This is a genomic window from Streptomyces sp. NPDC017529 (assembly GCF_044329785.1).
GTDB lineage: Bacteria > Actinomycetota > Actinomycetes > Streptomycetales > Streptomycetaceae > Streptomyces.
The window spans coordinates 188,335-206,361 of sequence record NZ_JBIRJY010000008.1 but is presented as its reverse complement, the minus strand read 5'-3'; the positions used below and the strand labels follow the sequence as shown (position 1 = coordinate 206,361).

Sequence of the window (18,027 nt, the reverse complement as noted above, 5' to 3'; positions counted from 1 at the left end):
TACGTCTCCCCCACCGTCTCACGGCGAGGGGGCGGCCAGGCGCCCCGTACCACCACCGCGACACGGACCACCACCGCTCCCCGCGCCACCGCTGCCACCGCTGCCACCGCGGGCGGGGCCGCCATCGCGAAGCAAACCGCCGTCGCGGACCGGATGGCCGCGGCTACTTCAATGCGCTTTCCACCACGCGCGCCACGTCCACGGCCACCGCCTCCGGCAGCGGCTCCCCCTTCTCGTCCGTGACGTAGAACGCATCCACCGCGTTCGCTCCCAGCGTGCTCACGTGCGCGCTGCGGACGGTGACCCGGGCCGCCTCCAGAGCGCGGCCGATCCGGTGCAGCAGCCCTTGCGCGTCCTGCGCGCGCACCTCGATCACGGTCGCCACCTGCGAACTTCCGGGAGCGACAGTCACCCGGGGCGGCGGTGCCTGCACCCCGCGCGAGCGGCGTGCGTACGCCTGCTCGCGCTCCGCCAGCCGTGCCGGCACGTCCAGCGAGCCGTCCAGCGCCCGTACGAGATCGGCCCGGAGCCGTACGGCCTGCGGGAGCGAGCCGTACTCGGCGGCCACCCGCCAGCTCAGCAGCAGCACGGGGCCCTCGCCGATGGGGTCCACGCTGCGCAGGTCGGCGGCGCGGACGGTGAGGCGGTGCATGGCGAGGACGCCCGCCGCGGCGGGCAGCACACCGGGCTGCTCCGGTACGGCCATCAGCAGTTCGACGCCCACCGGTTCCTGCTCCGGCCCGCCCTCCGGGGCCGCCGCCCCCGCTCCGGTCCGGGCACCCGTCCCCGTACCGGCTGTCCCGGCGGCAGGCTCCGCTTCGCCGTGGCCCTCCGTCCGCGCGTGCAGGGCCAGCACCGGGCCACCGGTGCGGCTCGCCTCGACGGCCAGGCGTTCTTGCTCGGCGGTCGGCTCGTTTGCCGGGCGCCCCTCGGGTACGGCCTCGCCCGCCAACCGTGCGGTGACGCGTTTCACCAGGTCGGCGACGAGCGAACCACGCCATGCGCTCCACGCGGCGGGCCCGGTCGCCAGCGCGTCGGCCTCGGTGAGGGCGTGCAGCAGTTCCAGAGTGCCGGTGCCTCCCACGACGTCCGCGACCGCGTCGACCGTCGCCGGGTCGCCGAGGTCCCGGCGGGTGGCCGTCTCGATGAGCAGCAGATGGTGCCGTACGAGCGTGGCGACCACCGCCACGTCCCGGGCGTCGAAGCCGATCCGCGACGCCATGTCCCGGGCGATGGTCTCCCCGGAGACCGAGTGGTCGCCGGGCCAGCCCTTGCCGATGTCGTGCAGCAGGGCCGCGACCAGCAGCAGGTCGGGGCGGTGTACCCGGCGGGTGAGCGCCGAGGCGCGGACGGCCGTCTCGACCAGGTGCCGGTCCACGGTCCAGCGGTGCACGGCGTTGCGCTGCGGACGGCAGCGCACCCGCTCCCAGTCGGGCAGCAGCCAGGTGACGATCCCCTCCGCCTCCAACGCCTCCCACACCGGTACGGTCTGCGCGCCCGCGCCGAGCAGCGTGACCAGTTGTTCGCGCGCCTCGGCCGGCCACGGGACGGGCAGCGGCCGGGCGGTGGCGGCCGCCCGCAGCCGGCGCACGGCGTGCAGGGACAGCGGCAGCCCGGCCTGTGCGGCGGCGGCAGCGGCGCGCAGCGGGAGCACCGGGTCGTGTTCCGGGCGTGCCGTCCTGGCCAGTACGACTTCGCCGTCCAGTTCGACCACGCCTTCGGCGAGCGGCGACCGTTCTCCCCGGCCGGGGCCGCCGCCGGCCGAGCGCCCTCTCCACATCCCCCGCAGCACCGGCCGTACGGAACGGGAGCGCAGCACCCGCCCCACCTCGCGCCAGGTGACGTCGCTCGCGTACGAGATGGTGCGCGCGGATTCGTAGACCTGGCGCAGCAAGACGTCCGCGTCCAGTACGCCGAGCGCTTCGGCCACCTGGTCCTGTTCCTGGAGGGCGAGCCGGTCGGTGGCGCGGCCGGTGGCCAGGTGCAGGGCGTCCCGTACGTCCAGCAGGCGGGTGCGGGCCGCCTCCAGGCCCTCGCGTGGCGCGTCGGCCAGCCAGGACGCGGCCACGGCCCGCAGCGCGGTGGCGTCCCGCAGCCCGCCCCTCGCCTCCTTCAGGTCGGGCTCCAGCAGGTACTGCAACTCCCCCTGGCGCGTTGCCCGTTCGCGACCGATCTCGCGCAGCTCGGGCAGGCGCTTCGGCGCCTGTTCGCGCCAGTCGGCGAGGGCGGTGCCGCGCAGGGCGGCCGTGAGTTCCGGGTCACCGGCCAGGTGGCGGGCGTCCAGCAACCCCAGTTGGACCTTGAGGTCCTCCCGGGATGCCTTGCGGGCCTCGGCGGGCGTACGCACCGAGTGGTCCAGGGCGAGGCCGAGGTCCCAGACCGGGTACCAGAGCTGGTCGGCGAGCGTGGCCACCGTGCGGGCGCCGGCCTTGCCGTCGTGGAGCAGGAACAGGTCCAGGTCGCTGCGGGGGGAGAGTTCGCCGCGGCCGTAGCCGCCGACGGCGACGAGCGCGGTGCCGGAGCCGGTGCCGCCGGTCGCGCGTCCGAAGAGGCCGGCCAGCCAGTCGTCGGTGAGCCCGGCGAGGGCGGCCCGGCGGGTGGACCCGTCCTGACCGGCGGATTGCAGGAGGCGCAGCCGGTCGGCGGCGTAGTCGCGTTCGGCGGCGGAAGGGTGGGGCGGTTCCTCCGGGGCGTCCGGCGTTCCCGTACGGGTACCGGCCGCGTCCGCCGCCGCCCGGATCGCGGCCGCGCCTGCCCCGGCCGCCGCCGAGGCGTCGTCCTCTTCCGGCTTTTTCACGCTCTCGGTCACCTCAGGCGCTCCTTGGTCACGTCGGCCCCCAGATCCCGGCCCCGTCAGGCCCCCTGCGTACGGAGCCGCACACCCGCCCCAAGCCCCGCGCCAAGCCACCGGCACCCCACCCCGGTCACCGGACCACCGGCCCGCGGGCCCCAGCCCGCGAGCGCCCCGGCCTCCGGCGCAACCGCAACCGCCACCGTCATCCGCCCCTACAACGCGTCCGGCCCTCGTTCGCCCGTGCGTACGCGGACCGCCTCCTCGACCGGGATGCTCCAGACCTTGCCGTCGCCGATCTTGCCGGTGCGGGCGGCCTTCACCACGATGTCGATCAGTTCCGCGGCGTCCGCGTCGTCCACCAAAACCTCGATACGGACCTTCGGCACCAGGTCGACGGTGTACTCCGCGCCCCGGTACACCTCCGTGTGCCCGCGTTGCCTGCCGTATCCGCTGGCCTCGGTGACGGTCAGGCCGTGCACGCCGAACGACTGCAGGGCCTCCTTCACCTCGTCGAGCCGGTACGGCTTGATCACTGCCGTGATGAGCTTCACGCGTCCACCTTCTTTTCCTTGCCGGAAGCCGGGGCCGCGCCCTGGCCCTTCCCCTGTGCCGGCCCGTCGCCGCGGGCCGGCGCGGCGGCGGAGCCCGCCCCCGTACCCGTACGCGCCACCACACCGCCGCCCGCGCCCCCGAAGTCGTATGCCGTCTCCGCGTGCGCCGCCTGGTCGATGCCCGCGACCTCCTCGTCCTCGGAGACCCGGAAACCCATCAGCAGGTCGATGACCTTGGCAAGAACGAAGGAGACGACCAGGGAGTACAACAGGACGCAGACGACGCCCACCGCCTGCTTGCCCAACTGCTCCAGGCCGCCGCCGTAGAACAGGCCCTTGGCGTCGCTCTGCACGCCGCCGGTCGCGAACAGGCCGACGAGCAGGGATCCGGCGATGCCGCCGACGAGGTGGACGCCGACCACGTCGAGTGAGTCGTCGTATCCGAAGCGGTATTTGAGGCCGACCGCCATCGCGCACAGCACACCGGCGATGACGCCCACCGCGATCGCTCCCAGCGGGCTGACCGCGCCGCACGCCGGGGTGATCGCGACGAGTCCGGCCACCGCGCCGGACGCCGCGCCCAGGGTGGTGAAGGAGCCGTGCCGGATCTTCTCGTACGCGAGCCAGCCGAGCATCGCGGCGGCCGTGGCGACCTGGGTGTTGACGAAGGCGACGGCGCCCACGCCGTCGTCGTTGTTCAGCCAGGAGCCCGCGTTGAAGCCGAACCAGCCGAACCACAGGAGGCCGGCGCCGAGCATCACCAGCGGCAGGCTGTGCGGCCGCATCGGGTCCTTCTTGAAGCCGATGCGCTTGCCGACGACGAAGATTACGCCGAGGGCCGCGGCGCCCGCGTTGATGTGCACGGCCGTGCCGCCGGCGAAGTCGATGACCCCCAGGTCGAACAGCCAGCCGCCCTCCGCCCACACCCAGTGCGCGACGGGGAAGTAGACGACGGTGGCCCACAGGGCGACGAACAGCGCCCAGGCGGTGAACTTCACCCGGTCCGCGAGGGCGCCGCTGATCAGAGCGGGTGTGATCACCGCGAACATCAGCTGGAAGACCGCGAAGACGTAGACCGGGATGGAGGTGGTGCCCCACAGTTCGGTCAGGCCGATACCGCTGAGCCCGGCGAAGTCGCCGGGCCGGCCGAGGAAGCCGCCGCTGTCCTCTCCGAAGGCGAGCCCGAAGCCGTACAGGACCCACAGGACGGTGACGATGCCCAGGCTGACGAAGCTCATCATCAGCATGTTGAGCACGCTCTTGACCCGGACCATGCCGCCGTAGAAGAAGGCGAGTCCGGGGGTCATGAGCATCACCAGAGCGGTGCAGATCAGCATGAAGCCGGTGTTGGCCGGGCTCAGGGTGGCCTGGTCTGCCGCGAGCGTCATGATGCCTGGGGGCATCGGCGTCTCCTGTCGTCGATGCGGCCCGTGCGGGCGTGATTCAGGGTGGGCCGTCTTTCGCCACGAGGCTGTCGCAGCACCGTTTCGGCCATGCCCCGTCGGTGTTTCCCCCCGGTGACGAAGCCTTCGCCAGTGTTACGCCTCGATGAACTGCGGGATCGGCCCGCCACGCCCGTCACGCCCCCGCAACCAACCGAAACGACCACGCCCCCGCCCTCTCCCCGGAACCCGGCCGACCGCGGCTGTCACCCGTATGACCTGGCATGGGGGAGCCGAGTCGAGCTGTACGGGGTGACGGGCCGCGGCCGGGGTCTGGGGTGGGAGTGCGGTCAGACGGCCTCCGCGCCGGTTTCCGGCAGTTGCCTGGCCAGCTCGTCGCTGAGCTGGATCACCTCGGCCACGCCTTCGAAGTCCCGCGCCGCCGTGTCCACGGTCTTGCGCAGCCGGGTGTTGACCCGCTCCGAGCGGACCTTCTTCGCCAGCGGTATGGCCTGCTGGGCCAGGAGGGCGCACTGCTCCGGCTCCTTCTGGAGCAGGTGCACGGTCGCCATCCCGATCAGGTTGAGCGCGTACGAGCGCTGGTGCTCCTCGTCCTGCGCGAAGAGCCGTACCGCCCGTTCCATCACGGGGTTGGCGAGCGAGGCGTACGTCGGGCTGCGTCCTGCGACGTAGGCGAGGTCACGGTAGGAGTGGGCGTTCTCCGCGTTCAGCTCGGCCTCCGAGAAGAAGCGGATCCAGTCCGGCTCGGGCTCGCCGGGCGCCACGTCGGAGTAGGTGTCCTCGGCCATCCGCACGGCCCGCTTGACCTTGCTCGGCTGGCCCATGCTCGCGTACGCCCGCGCCTCCATCGCATACAACATCGCCTGCGTACGGGGCGTCGCCGACTCGCGGCTGCCGTACTGCGCGAGGTGGATGAGCTCCAGCGCGTCGTCCGGGCGGTTCAGGTGGATCATCTGGCGGCTCATGCTGGAGAGGATGTACGAGCCCAGCGGGCGGTCGCCGGCCTCCTTGGAGGCGTGCAGCGCGAGCACGAAGTACTTCTGGGCGGTCGGTTGCAGGCCGATGTCGTAGCTCATCCACCCGGCCAGCTCGGCCAGTTCGGCGGCGACCTTGAACAGCCGCTTGGAAGCCTCTTCGCTCTGCGGTTCCTGCAGGAGGTCGGTGACCTCGTGAAGCTGGCCGACCACCGCCTTGCGGCGCAGCCCGCCACCGCACTGGGCGTCCCACTGCCGGAACATGACGGTGGTCGACTCCAGCAGGTCCAGCTCCGGCTTGGACAGCCGGTTGGAGCGCCGGGACCGCTCCTGCGCGGCCTGTTGGGCCGCGGACGCCTGGCCCGGGGAGACCGGCACCAGCCAGCGCTGCATCGGCTCGATGAGGGCGGGCCCGGCGGCCAGCGCCAGCGAGGTGCCCAGGAAGCCGCGACGCGCCAGCATCAGGTCGCTGCGCGAGAACTCACTGATCAGGGAGACCGTCTGGGGGCCGGCCCAGGGCAGGTCCACGCCGGAGACGGACGGGGACTGGTGCGCGGAGCGCAGCCCCAGGTCCTCGATGCCGACCACGCAGCCGAACCGTTCCGAGAACAGCTCGGAGAGGATGCGCGGGATGGGCTCGCGCGGCTGCTCGCCGTCCAGCCAGCGCCGTACGCGCGAGGTGTCGGTACTGATGTGGTGCGCGCCCATCTGGCGTGCGCGCCGGTTGACCTGTCGTGCCAGTTCGCCTTTCGACCAACCGCTGCGCACGAACCATGAGCCCAACGGTTCGTTGGGGCGCTTGTCAGCGCCGGTGCCGCCACTGCCGCCCACTGGAACGCCCCCATTCCGATTGCTGCCTTGCTTCACTGCGCCGCGCCATCGCTTCGCATCGCCGCTCTTCGTCGCTTGCCTGGTTGCTTCTGACGGGTGGTGTGCTGCCGGGTGGTGTGCCGGCAGACGGTCCTGCCGCCGTTCCGGTGCCGCACTGCGCCGGGACGGTGTCGCTGCCGCGGCCGCCGTTCGTACCGGTGCGGTACGGGCGTGCCGCGCCGGTGGCGTCCGGTCTCGCCGTGGCCGCTCCGGCCTCCTGTGCCGTCGTCGCCCGGGCTTCGCTGCCGTCTCCCGGGCCGCCTGCCCCGCGGCCGCTCCCCGGCCGCCGCCTCATCTGCCTTCTGCCGCTGCTTCGCTCGCCGCTCTCCGCGCCGATTCTCGCGCCGTTCTCCGTCGCTGCTCTTGCCGTCCACGCCTCGCCGCCGTACGTCGCGGCCGTGCCCGTGAACCTCCCACAGGATGCCGCCTGTTGCGGCGACCGGTACGGGGTGCACCTACCCGAGCGCGGATTCCGGCCAACCCGATTCGGGAGGGTTCACCCGCCGGTGCGTTGCCTCCGGCATACCCGCGCCTACGGGGCGTCACCCCAGGTCGCGCACTGAAAGTAATCCTACGATCACGCCCCCGGCGAGGGCGATCCGCTAAACGCCACCATTCGCCACCCCTTCGAATGAACTCCCCGGCCGGTCCTCGCGATTGACTTGACACAGGTCGGAAGGAGGTGGACGGAAAGGAGCGCGCGAAGGCGCGCGGGACGCGCCGCACCACCCACCGCACCCCACCGCACCACCGACACCACCCTCTCCTGACGGAGCGTCACGAATGCGCTCCGGCACGTAACCACTGGCACACACCACCCGTTGGAGGAGGCATGGGCTTCACGATCGGCGGCATCCGCGACATTCGGTCCGGTTCACGGCGTCGCGCCCGCTCGACCGAGAGCACGGCGGTGGCGGAGTACACGGGGCTGTGGGGCTGGGACGTGGTGCCCGGCGCCCGCGCGGCCCGCGGCGGGAACGGGCGTACGGTCTGCTCGTGCGGCGCGGACGACTGCGCCTCCCCCGGCGCCCACCCGCTGGCCTTCGCGCGCGGGCTGGCGGCCGGCGCGACGCTCGAAGAAGCCGCCGACGCGTGGGCCAGGACGCCCGGTGCCGCCATCCTGCTCCCCGTGGGCCGCTCCTTCGACGTCCTCGAAGTGCCGGAGGCGGCGGGGCGCAGCGCGCTCGTGCGGCTGGAGCGGATGGGCCTGCCGCTCGGGCCGGTGGCCGTCACGCCGGCCGGCCGCGCCCTGTTCTTCGTGGCGCCCGGCGCCGCGGCCGGCCTGCCGGGCCTGCTCTACCGGATGGGCTGGGACGACGCCACCCTCGACCTGTGCCCGCTGGGCCCCGGCGACCATGTCACGGCGCCGCCTTCCGACCTCGGCGGGCTCGGCCCGGTGCGGTGGCTGCGGCCGCCGACCCTGGACACGGCCGGGCGGCCGCCGCAGGCGCGGCTGCTGCTGGGCACGCTCGCGTACGTGTGCCACCGGTCGGCCGCTTAACCGGACCGGGCCCGCACCGCACCGGGCCCGCACCGCACCGGGTCGGACCGCGCAGCCGAAGCGCCGCGCCCCCGCCAGCCAGCCGGCCAGTCGGCGCGGAACCCCGCTCAGCACGAAGCCCCGCTCAGCACGAAAGCCCCGCAACGCCGTCTGCGCGCTGCGGGGCTTTCGTGCGGGGCTCGTGGTCAGCGGACCACGTACATAAGGCCATGGTCGCGCCTTAGTCGCCGATCAGGGCGTCCACGAACGCTTCGGGCTCGAACGGCGCCAGGTCGTCCGCACCCTCGCCGAGGCCGACCAGCTTCACCGGCACGCCCAGCTCGCGCTGGACCGCGACGATGATGCCGCCCTTGGCCGTGCCGTCCAGCTTGGTCAGCACGACGCCGGTGATGTCCACGACCTCCGCGAACACGCGGGCCTGCACCAGGCCGTTCTGGCCTGTGGTGGCGTCCAGGACGAGCAGCACCTCGCCGACCGGGCCGTGCTTCTCGACGACCCGCTTGACCTTGCCCAGCTCGTCCATCAGGCCGGTCTTGGTGTGCAGCCGGCCCGCGGTGTCGACGAGGACCACGTCGGCACCCTCGGAGATACCTTCCTTCACCGCGTCGAAGGCGATCGACGCCGGGTCGCCGCCCTCCGGGCCGCGGACCGTGCGGGCACCGACCCGCTCGCCCCAGGTCTGGAGCTGGTCGGCGGCGGCGGCGCGGAAGGTGTCGGCCGCGCCCAGGACGACGGACTTGCCGTCGGCGACCAGGACGCGGGCCAGCTTGCCGGTGGTGGTGGTCTTGCCGGTGCCGTTGACGCCGACGACCATCACGACGCCCGGGATCTCCTGGCCGTCCTTGCCGACGGCGCTGCCAGTGGCGACCGCGCGGTCCGCTTCCGTGCCGATGAGCGTGAGGAGTTCCTCGCGGAGCAGGCCGCGCAGTTCCTCGGGGGTACGGGTGCCGAGCACCTTCACACGCTCGCGCAGCCGCTCGACCAGCTCCTGCGTGGGCGCGACGCCGACGTCGGCGGTCAGCAGCGTGTCCTCGATCTCCTCCCAGGTGTCCTCGTCGAGGTGCTCGCGGGAGAGCAGCGTGAGCAGGCCCTTGCCCAGCGAGTTCTGGGAGCGGGAGAGGCGGGCGCGCAGCCGTACGAGCCGGCCGGCGGTCGGTTCCGGGACCTCGATCTCGGGGGCGGCGGGAGCGGGCGGCGCCTCGGCCGCCGGTTCCTCCGCGGACGCCTCGGCCGGCGGGGCCCCGGCGGGCGGCAGGTCTACTTCTTCTATGGTGCGACGGGTTTCGTCGCGGGGGGTCTCGGCGTCCTCACCGACCTGCGGTTCCGCAGGGGGCGCGGTGACGGACGGGGTGGTCGGCGGGGCCGGCGGCAGCTGCTGCTTCTTCCTGCGGCTGCTGACGACGAGCCCGCTGATCGCGCCGAGCGCGACCACAGCGATGACTACAGCAAGGATGACGAATTCCATAACCCATCCAGTATCGGTCACGCCTCGCCGTACGGGCCCGCACACGCCGAATCTGGATGTTTGCCATCCAGGTCCCGCCGCGGGTGGCGGCAATACGGAGGTCGCGTACGGGCGGCCGGTGCCGGCCGGCGGCAGCCGGCTCGTCCGCCGGGCGGTTCCCGGCATCGCCACAGCGCCCGGACCGGCCGCTGCGCACCCCGCCTGACCTGCCCAGAACCCACGACCCCGGTTTCTCGGACGAGTTCGGGGCCGTACGGTGGTCGTCAGTGGACACAACAAGACGCACTAGCCGAAGTTGGATCAAAGTACGATAGCTCTCGGCTGCGCAACGCGCGTAGAGTCCTGGCAACCCCCTCCCCTTCGCCAGGCATCACAGCCGCTGCCTGAACCCGCACGGAGACACCTGCACCATGGGCACCACGTCCACGGACACCACGTCCGCTCCTGAAACCGAAGGCGCCGTCGAGCAACGAGGCATCGAGCCCGTCCCCGACCACGAACGCCACGGCCGCGTCCGCGAACTCTTCCCGACCTGGGTCGCCGCCAACATCAGCGTGTTGCTGCTCACCATGGGTGCCTCCCTGGTGATCACCAACGGACTGAACTTCTGGCAGGTCCTGGTCGTGGCCGCCATCGCCTCCGTCGTCTCCTTCGGCATGGTCGGCGTGCTGTCGGTCTCCGGCAAGTGGGGCGGCGCGCCCGGCGCGATGCTCTCCCGCGCGGCCTTCGGCGTGCGGGGCAACTACTTCCCCGGCGCGATCCTGTGGGTGGCCCGGTTCGGCTGGGAGACGATCAACGCGGTCAGCGGCGCGTACGCCGTGCTGACCGTCCTGAAGCTGCTGTTCGGCATCGAGGCCAACAACGTCCTCACCGTCATCACGCTGCTGCTCTTCGTCGCCACGACGTTCCTGGTCAGCGGCATGGGCCGCAAGGCGCTCAACGTCTGCAACAAGTACTCGACGTACCTCTTCAGCATCTTCAGCATCATGGTGCTGGTGTACCTGGTCGCCAAGATGCCCTGGTCCAAGATCTTCTCCCAGTCGGCGGGCAGCACCGCCCTGATGATCGCCGGTATCGGCACCATCGCCGCGGGCGGCATCAGCTGGGTGCCCACCGGGCCGGACTTCGCGCGCTACCTGCCGCACTCCGCCTCCGGCAAGAAGATCGTCGGCACGACCATCTCCGGCGCGGCCCTGGTGCTGGTGCCGATGGTGCTGATGGGCGGCATCATGGCCGTCTCCAAGCCCGAGCTGGCCAACCAGAACACCGACCCGATGTCGTTCCTCGGCGAGGTGCTGCCGGACTGGCTGGCGGTGCCGTACCTGATCACCGCGCTGGTCGGGATGCTGCTGATCAACAGCCTGTCGATGTACTCGGCCGGTTTCACCGCGCAGACCATGGGCGTCAAGCTGCCGCGCGCCATGGCCGTGAGCATCAACGCGGTCATCAGCCTGGTCGGCGGCGCGTTCATGATGCTGGTGGCCAAGGACTTCATCGGCCAGTTCATCACCTTCCTGACCCTGCTCGCGGTCTCCTTCTCCGCCTGGATCGGCGTGTACGCCGTGGACATGGCGCGCCGCCGGAAGATGGCCGTGCGCTACGACGGCGACAGCCTGATGAACGTCAGCCGCACCAGCCGCTACTGGTACGCGGGCGGCTTCTGCTGGCAGGCGCTGACGGCCTGGGCCGCGGCGCTGGTGGTGGGCCTGTGCCTGACCAAGGTCACCTGGTTCACCGGTCCGCTGGCGGAGACCTGGCCGGGCCGGCACGGCCTGGGCTGGGCGGCCACCATTGTGATCGCCGCGCTCGTCTTCGCGGTGCTGCCGCGGCCGAAGGAGACGGTGCCCGCGGGCGCCGCCGCCCCCGCCGAGGAGCCGGCGCCGGTCGGCTGATTCGGGTCCCGCACCCTGTTCACCCGATGTGACCTCAGCTAACGTCCCCTTCGCCAACCGGGCCCACCGCCTCGGTGAAGGGGACGTTCGCCATGCCCGTAACGGTCCTGCGCCTCAACCTCGCCGATCCCTGCCCCACCCCCGCGTCGCTCACCGCGCGCTACCGGGCCGCCGTCGAGATGGCCGTCTTCGCCGACGACCGCGGCCTGGCCACCGTCCAGACCGAGGAACACCACGCCACCGGCAACGGCTGGATGCCCGCGCCGCTGGTCCTCGCCGGCGCCGTGCTCGGCGCCACCCGCCGGCTCACCGTCACCGTCTCCGCGCTGGTCACGCCGTTACACGATCCGCTGCGGCTGGCCGAGGAGATCGCCGTACTGGACCTGCTGAGCGGCGGCCGGCTGGTCACCGTCGCGGGGATCGGCTACCGGCCCGAGGAATACGCGGCGCACGGCCGGGACTGGCACTGGCGCGGCAAGCTCCAGGACGAGGTGCTGGAGACGCTGCTCTCCGCCTGGACGGGCGAGCCGTTCCGCTACCGGGGCCGTACGGTGCGCGTCACGCCGCGCCCGTATACGCAGCCCCATCCGCTCCTCCTGGTCGGCGGCAGTTCCAAGGCCGCCGCCCGCCGGGCGGCGCGGCTCGGTCTGCCCCTGTTCCCCAGCGCGCACCTGCCCGAGCTGGAGGCGTACTACCACGCGCGGCGCGCCGATTACGGGACCGAGGGCTGGGTGCTGCAGCCCGACGCCCGTACCCGTCTGCTCCATGTGTCGGAGGACCCGGACCGGGCCTGGGCCGAGTACGGCGGGCATCTGCTCCACGAGGCGCGGACGTACGCCTCCTGGCAGTCCGCCGGCGCCCGGTCGGCCGTGGGGTCGGCCGCCGAGGACGTGCAGGCGCTGCGCCGCGAGGGGATCTACCGGATCGTGACGCCCGAGGAGTGCGTCCGGCTCGGCGAGGAGGCGGGACCTTCGGGATCGCTGATCCTGCATCCGCTGTGCGGCGGTATGCCGGTGGACGAAGGCTGGCGTTCCGTACACCTGTTCGCCGAGCGGGTCGTTCCGCGGCTCAAGAACGGGTGAGGCGCACCTCCATCGCTACTTCAACGAAAAACCATTCGCGGAAAAAAGAACGCACTCCCTGAAATCGCCCGAGCGAAAAGGAGCTGCCCCGGTCCGTCTCGCGGACCGGGGCAGCTGCCCACAACTGAGGAGAAGGGCTGGCGGGGGGTTGTTAGCCCATCTCCTCCAACGCCTTGCCCTTGGTCTCCTTCACGAATTTCAGCACGAAGGGGATCGAGAGCAGGGCGAAGATCATGTAGATCACGTACGTACCGGAAAGGTTCCAGTCCGAAAGGCTCGGGAAGCTGGCAGTGATGGCCCAGTTGGCGACCCACTGCGCACAGGCCGCGACACCGAGCGCGGCGGCACGGATCTTGTTCGGGAACATCTCGCCGAGGAAGACCCAGACCACGACGCCCCAGGACAGGGCGAAGAAGAGCACGAAGGCGTGGGCGGCGACCAGGGCGACCGTGCCCTGGGCGGTCGGCAGCGTGCCGTCCGCGGTCTTCGAGGCGAAGGCCCAGGCCTCCAGCGCGAGGGCGACGGCCATACCGGCGGAGCCGATCAGCGCCAGCGGCCGGCGACCGATCCGGTCCACGAAGACCATCGCGATCACGGTGCCGATGATGTTGATGATCGACGTGGTGAAGCTGTAGAAGAACGAGCTGCTCGGGTTGATGCCGACGGACTGCCACAGCGTCGAGGAGTAGTAGAACGCCACGTTGATGCCGACGAGCTGCTGGAAGACCGACAGGCCGATGCCGACCCACACGATCGGCAGGAAGCCGAACCTGCCGCCCAGCAGGTCCTTGAAGCTGGACTTGTGCTCCCGGCGCATCGCCTCCTTGATCTCCGAGACGCGCGTGTCCAGGTCGACGCCCCGGCCCTCGACCTCGGCCAGCACCTCCTTGGCCTTCTCCGTCTTGCCGACGGAGATCAGGAAGCGGGGCGACTCGGGGATCGCGAAGGAGAGCAGGCCGTAGAGCACGGCCGGTACGACCATCACGCCGAGCATCCACTGCCAGGCCTCCAGGCCCGCCAGCTTGCCGCGCTGGTCGCCGCCGGCGAGGTTGAGGATGCCCCAGTTCACCAGCTGCGAGATCGCGATGCCGATGACGATGGCGGCCTGCTGGAAGGAGCCCAGGCGCCCTCGGTACGCGGGCGGCGCGACCTCGGCGATGTAGGCCGGGCCGATGACCGAGGCCATACCGATCGCGATGCCGCCCAGGACCCGCCACATGGCCAGGTCCCACAGGGCGAACGGCAGCGCCGAGCCGACCGCGCTGACCGTGAAGAGGGCCGCGGCGATCTGCATGACGCGGATGCGGCCGATGCGGTCGGCGATCCGGCCGGCCGTGGCGGCTCCGATGGCGCAGCCGATCAGCGCGATGGCGATCACCTGGGCGAGGCCCGCCGAGCCCACCTCGTAGCGGCCGCGGATGGCCTCGACGGCGCCGTTGATCACGGAACTGTCGTAACCGAAGAGGAAGCCGCCCATCGCGGCAGCCGCGGTGATGAAGATGACGTGGCCGAGGTGATCCGGCTGGGCCTTGCGGCCTTCCGAAGTCGTCGGCTGCGCGGTGCTGGTCAACGTGTACTCCAGTGCCCGGCTGCGCTGCCGGGCGTAGGGGGCTGGCCCTTCCAGTGGCGCATAGGTTCGGGGTACCCACCACTTGAAGGTAAAAGCAACGTTGCAGACCCTATGCCTTCAAGTTTCGAAGTCAATAGGTCGTGATGAATTTGTTTCGGGCGGACGTCAGGAACAATGCGTTCAAGTTATGAACTGTGCTCGGGTGGGTGCGAACCGTGAACACCGCACCGGTACCCGCCCGCGTTCAGCGCAACCGCTGGCTGATGACCTTCGAGACCCCGTCGCCCTGCATCGACACCCCGTACAGCGCGTCGGCGACCTCCATCGTCCGCTTCTGGTGCGTGATCACGATGAGCTGGGAGCTCTCCTGGAGCTCCTCCATGATCCCGATCAGCCGCTGCAGGTTGGTGTCGTCGAGCGCCGCCTCGACCTCGTCCATCACGTAGAACGGGCTGGGGCGCGCCTTGAAGATCGAGACCAGCAGCGCCACCGCGGTCAGCGACCGCTCGCCGCCCGACAGCAGCGACAGCCGCTTGACCTTCTTGCCCGGCGGGCGGGCTTCCACGTCCAGTCCGGTGGTGAGCATGTTGTCCGGGTCGGTCAGCACGAGCCGCCCCTCGCCGCCGGGGAAGAGCCGCGCGAAGACGCCCTCGAACTCCCGCGCGGTGTCCCGGAACGCCTCCGTGAAGACCTGCTCCACCCGCTCGTCGACCTCCTTGACCACCTGGAGCAGGTCGGAGCGGGTCTTCTTCAAGTCTTCAAGCTGTTCGCTGAGGAACTTGTGCCGCTCCTCCAGGGCCGCGAACTCTTCGAGCGCCAGCGGGTTCACCTTCCCGAGCTGCTGATACGCCCGCTCGGCGGCCTTGAGCCGCTTCTCCTGCTCGGCCCGTACGTAAGGCGCGGGGCTGTTGCGCGGGTGCTCCGGGTCCTCCGGCAGTTCCTCGCCCTGCGCGGCGGGGGACGGCGGTACGGGCTGGCCGGGGCCGTACTCGGCCACCAGCGCCGCGGGCTCGACGCCCAGCTCTTCCAGCGCCTTGGCCTCCAGCTGCTCGATGCGCAGGCGCTTCTCCGCGCCCAGCACCTCGCCGCGGTGCACCGAGTCCGTCAGCTTGTCCAGCTCGGACTTCAGCTCCCGGCCCTGGTTGCGCTCGGCCACCAGCGCCTGCTCCCGCTCCTGCTTGGCCAGCTCGGCGGCGAGCCGCTCCTGCTCGGCCCGTACGACCGAAACCTCGATGTGCGCCAGCAACTGCCGCGCCCCGGAGGCGACCGCGGACGCCACGGCGGCCTCGTGGCGGGCCCGCGCGCGGCGCTGTTCGGCCCGCGCCCGCGCCTCGCGCTCCGCCCGCGCCGCGCGGTCCAGCCCGTCGGCCCGGCCGGCCAGGGCCTTCACGCGCTCCTCGTGCGTACGGACCTGGAGGCGGGCCTCCATCTCGGTCTGCCGCGCGTTGGCACCGTCCGCGGCCAGCCGGTCCCGTACGGAGGTGTCCGGCTCCTCGTCGCCCGGCTCCTCCTCGGCGACCGCCAGCCGCTCGGCCAGTTCCTCGGCCTCCTCGGTCGCCCGTTCGAGTGCTTCCTCGGCCTTCGCGGCGGCGGCGGCCGAGCGCTCGGCCTCGTCGGCGGCGCCGCGTGCCCGGCCGCCGAGACGGCCCAGGTCTCCCGCGACCCGGGACTTCTCCCGGTCGGCGGCCTGCCGCCGCCGCCCCAGTTCCTCCGCCAGCGCGGCGCACGCGTCCCGCCGCTGCCGCGCGGCCTCCTGAGCCGCGGTCAACTCCGCGCACCGGGCGCCCAGTTCCGCGGCCTCGGCCGCCGCCTCGTCGACGGACGCCTGCACCTCCAGAAGGCTCGGCGCCCCGGCCGACCCGCCCTGCGCGAAGTGCGCCCCGAGGACGTCGCCTTCGGCCGTCACCGCCGTCAGTTCCGGCCGCGCCGCCACCAGTTCCTCGGCGTCCTCCAGCGACCCGGCGACCACGACGCCGCGCAGCAGCCACCGTACGGAGCGCAGCAACTCTTCGGGGCCGCCGACGAGTTCGGCCGCGAGTGGCAAGCCGCCGGAGTCCACCCCGGCCGGCTCGGCGGCCGGCCCCGCTCCCAGCACCATCGCGGCCCGCCCCGCGTCCTCCTTGCGCAGGAGGCGAATCGCTTCGGCAGCCGTGGCGGTACCGGTCACCGCCACGGCGTCCGCCGCCGCTCCGAGGGCCGCCGCCACCGCGACCTCGTAGCCGGAAGAGACGGTCAGCAGCTCGGCGGCCGGTCCGAGGAGGCCGGACAGGCGGTCGGCCGCGCCGAGCAGCGCACCCGTACCGTCCTTGCGGCGCAGGCCGAGGGCGAGCGCCTCGTGCCGGGCGGAGACCGCCGCGCGCTGCCGCTCGGCGGCCGTCAGCGCGTCGCGCGCGGCACTCAGCGCGGCCTCCGCTTCGGCCAGGTCCTGCTTCGCGTCCTCGTGCTGCCGTGCCAGGCCGGCGTCGTCCGCGTCCAGCCCGTCCACCTCGGCCTTGAGGGTCTCGTACTGCTCCTGGGCGTCGGCCGCGCGCTGCCGCGCCTCGTCCCTGGCCGCGGCCAGCCGCCCGATCTCGGCCCGTGCCGACGCCGCCCGGCCGTGCGCGGCGGTGACCTGGCCGTGCAGCCGCGCCAGCCCCTCCCGCCGGTCCGCCAGTGCGCGCGCCGCGTCCCGCAGCCGCCGCTCCTCGTCCTGGAGCTGCCGCTCCAGCCCGGCGCGGTGTTCGGCGGTGTCCTCCAGCGCCCGGCTCGCCGCCTCCAGCGCGGCTTCCAGCTCGGCTTCCTGCTCGCGGACCCGGGCCGCCTCCCGTTCCAGGTCCTCCGGGTCCCGGCCGCGCCGCTCCTCGGGCGGGGCGGCCGTCGCGCTCTTGACCCGCGCGTCCGCCAGCGAGACCGTGCCGCGGACCCGCTCGGCGAGTTGCGACAGCTCGTAGTACGTCTGCTGGGCCCGCTGGAGCCGCGGCGTCAGTGTCCGCACCTCTTCCTCCAGGGCGGCCTCGCGGCGCGTCGCCTCCTTGAGCCGCTCCTCCGCGGCCTCCCTGCGCTGTTTGAGCGCCGCCTCGTCGGCGATCTCCGCGCGTAGCGCCTCGCGCAGCGCCACGAGGTCGTCGGCGAGCAGCCGCAGCCGGGCGTCGCGCAGGTCGGCCTGGATGACGGCGGCGCGGCGGGCCACGGCGGCCTGCCGGCCCAGCGGCTTGAGCTGGCGCCGCAGCTCGTCGGCGAGGTCCTGCACCCGCGCGAGGTTCGCCTTCATCGCCTCCAGCTTGCGCAGCGCCTTCTCCTTGCGCTTGCGGTGCTTGAGGACGCCGGCCGCCTCCTCGATGAAGGCGCGGCGCCCCATCGGGTCGGCGTGCAGGACGGAGTCGAGCTGTCCCTGCCCGACGATGACGTGCATCTCCCGGCCGATGCCGGAGTCCGAGAGCAGTTCCTGGATGTCCAGGAGGCGGCAGGTGTCGCCGTTGAGCTGGTACTCGCTGCCGCCGTTGCGGAACATCGTCCGCGTGATGGTGACCTCGGCGTAGTCGATGGGCAGCGCGCCGTCGGAGTTGTCGATGGTCAGCGAGACCTCGGCGCGGCCCAGCGGCGGCCGTCCCGTGGTGCCGGCGAAGATGACGTCTTCCATCTTGCCGCCGCGCAGCGATTTGGCGCCCTGCTCGCCCATGACCCAGGAGAGGGCGTCGACGACGTTGGACTTGCCCGAGCCGTTGGGGCCCACGACACAGGTGATGCCGGGTTCGAAACGCAGTGTCGTGGCGGAGGCGAAGGATTTGAATCCCCGCAGTGTCAGGCTCTTGAGATGCACGCCGTTGGACTCTACCGCCCGGCCGCCACCGGCGGCCGCCCCGGCGGGGCCGCGCGCCTCTTCCCGTGACCGGGGCGGTAACGGTCCCGTCCGGGCGGCGCCCGGGACACCCGCTCGCCTCACACC

At 72.4% G+C, this 18,027-nt stretch carries 10 protein-coding genes; 3 read left to right on the top strand and 7 right to left on the bottom strand.

The features are described from left to right. Positions 1-163 precede the first annotated feature (163 nt). From ACH4K4_RS22285 to ACH4K4_RS22270, 4 genes are all read right to left on the bottom strand, one after another. Positions 164-2,635, bottom strand: a complete 2,472-nt coding sequence (locus ACH4K4_RS22285) for a [protein-PII] uridylyltransferase (protein WP_398169616.1) — start codon at positions 2,633-2,635, stop codon at positions 164-166. Positions 2,636-3,006: 371 nt separating this feature from the next. Next, positions 3,007-3,345 carry a P-II family nitrogen regulator gene (locus ACH4K4_RS22280; protein ID WP_398169435.1) on the bottom strand — a complete coding sequence of 113 codons (339 nt, stop codon included), beginning with the start codon at positions 3,343-3,345 and terminating at the stop codon, positions 3,007-3,009. After that, the gene (locus ACH4K4_RS22275; RefSeq protein WP_398169433.1) at positions 3,342-4,748 is read right to left on the bottom strand and encodes an ammonium transporter; all 1,407 of its coding nucleotides are present in this window, start codon (positions 4,746-4,748) and stop codon (positions 3,342-3,344) included. The genes ACH4K4_RS22280 and ACH4K4_RS22275 overlap by 4 nt, the downstream gene beginning before the upstream one ends. 329 nt (positions 4,749-5,077) lie before the next feature. Beyond that, complete coding sequence (locus tag ACH4K4_RS22270) at positions 5,078-6,553, bottom strand: hypothetical protein (RefSeq protein ID WP_398169432.1); 1,476 nt, start codon at positions 6,551-6,553, stop codon at positions 5,078-5,080. Positions 6,554-7,424: 871 nt separating this feature from the next. On the opposite strand from ACH4K4_RS22270, the gene ACH4K4_RS22265 reads away from it, so the two are divergent. After that, positions 7,425-8,093 carry a bifunctional DNA primase/polymerase gene (locus ACH4K4_RS22265; RefSeq protein WP_398169430.1) on the top strand — a complete coding sequence of 223 codons (669 nt, stop codon included), beginning with the start codon at positions 7,425-7,427 and terminating at the stop codon, positions 8,091-8,093. Between the two features lie 220 nt (positions 8,094-8,313). Here ACH4K4_RS22265 and ftsY read toward each other — a convergent pair whose 3' ends face one another. Beyond that, positions 8,314-9,558 (bottom strand): signal recognition particle-docking protein FtsY, encoded by a 1,245-nt coding sequence (gene ftsY, locus ACH4K4_RS22260; protein WP_398169428.1) that lies wholly within the window; start codon positions 9,556-9,558, stop codon positions 8,314-8,316. A gap of 410 nt (positions 9,559-9,968) precedes the next feature. On the opposite strand from ftsY, the gene ACH4K4_RS22255 reads away from it, so the two are divergent. Beyond that, positions 9,969-11,450, top strand: a complete 1,482-nt coding sequence (locus ACH4K4_RS22255) for a purine-cytosine permease family protein (RefSeq protein ID WP_398169427.1) — start codon at positions 9,969-9,971, stop codon at positions 11,448-11,450. Between the two features lie 92 nt (positions 11,451-11,542). Then, complete coding sequence (locus ACH4K4_RS22250; RefSeq protein ID WP_398169426.1) at positions 11,543-12,532, top strand: LLM class flavin-dependent oxidoreductase; 990 nt, start codon at positions 11,543-11,545, stop codon at positions 12,530-12,532. Between the two features lie 151 nt (positions 12,533-12,683). On the opposite strand, the gene ACH4K4_RS22245 is transcribed toward ACH4K4_RS22250, so the two are convergent. Both ACH4K4_RS22245 and smc read right to left on the bottom strand, forming a co-directional pair. Continuing rightward, entirely contained in the window at positions 12,684-14,102 is a 1,419-nt protein-coding gene (locus ACH4K4_RS22245) for a sugar porter family MFS transporter (protein ID WP_398169424.1), read from the bottom strand. A gap of 244 nt (positions 14,103-14,346) precedes the next feature. After that, entirely contained in the window at positions 14,347-17,901 is a 3,555-nt protein-coding gene (smc, locus tag ACH4K4_RS22240) for a chromosome segregation protein SMC (protein ID WP_398169422.1), read from the bottom strand. Positions 17,902-18,027: the final 126 nt, after the last annotated feature.

What these genes read in the sequence shown, in the direction of transcription:
- ACH4K4_RS22250 (WP_398169426.1), top strand. Translation starts at nt 11,543, where the DNA reads ATGCCCGTAACGGTCCTGCGCCTCAACCTCGCCGATCCCTGCCCCACC.
- ACH4K4_RS22275 (WP_398169433.1), bottom strand. Translation starts at nt 4,748, where the DNA reads ATGCCCCCAGGCATCATGACGCTCGCGGCAGACCAGGCCACCCTGAGC.
- ACH4K4_RS22265 (WP_398169430.1), top strand. Translation starts at nt 7,425, where the DNA reads ATGGGCTTCACGATCGGCGGCATCCGCGACATTCGGTCCGGTTCACGG.
- ACH4K4_RS22255 (WP_398169427.1), top strand. Translation starts at nt 9,969, where the DNA reads ATGGGCACCACGTCCACGGACACCACGTCCGCTCCTGAAACCGAAGGC.
- ftsY (WP_398169428.1), bottom strand. Translation starts at nt 9,558, where the DNA reads ATGGAATTCGTCATCCTTGCTGTAGTCATCGCTGTGGTCGCGCTCGGC.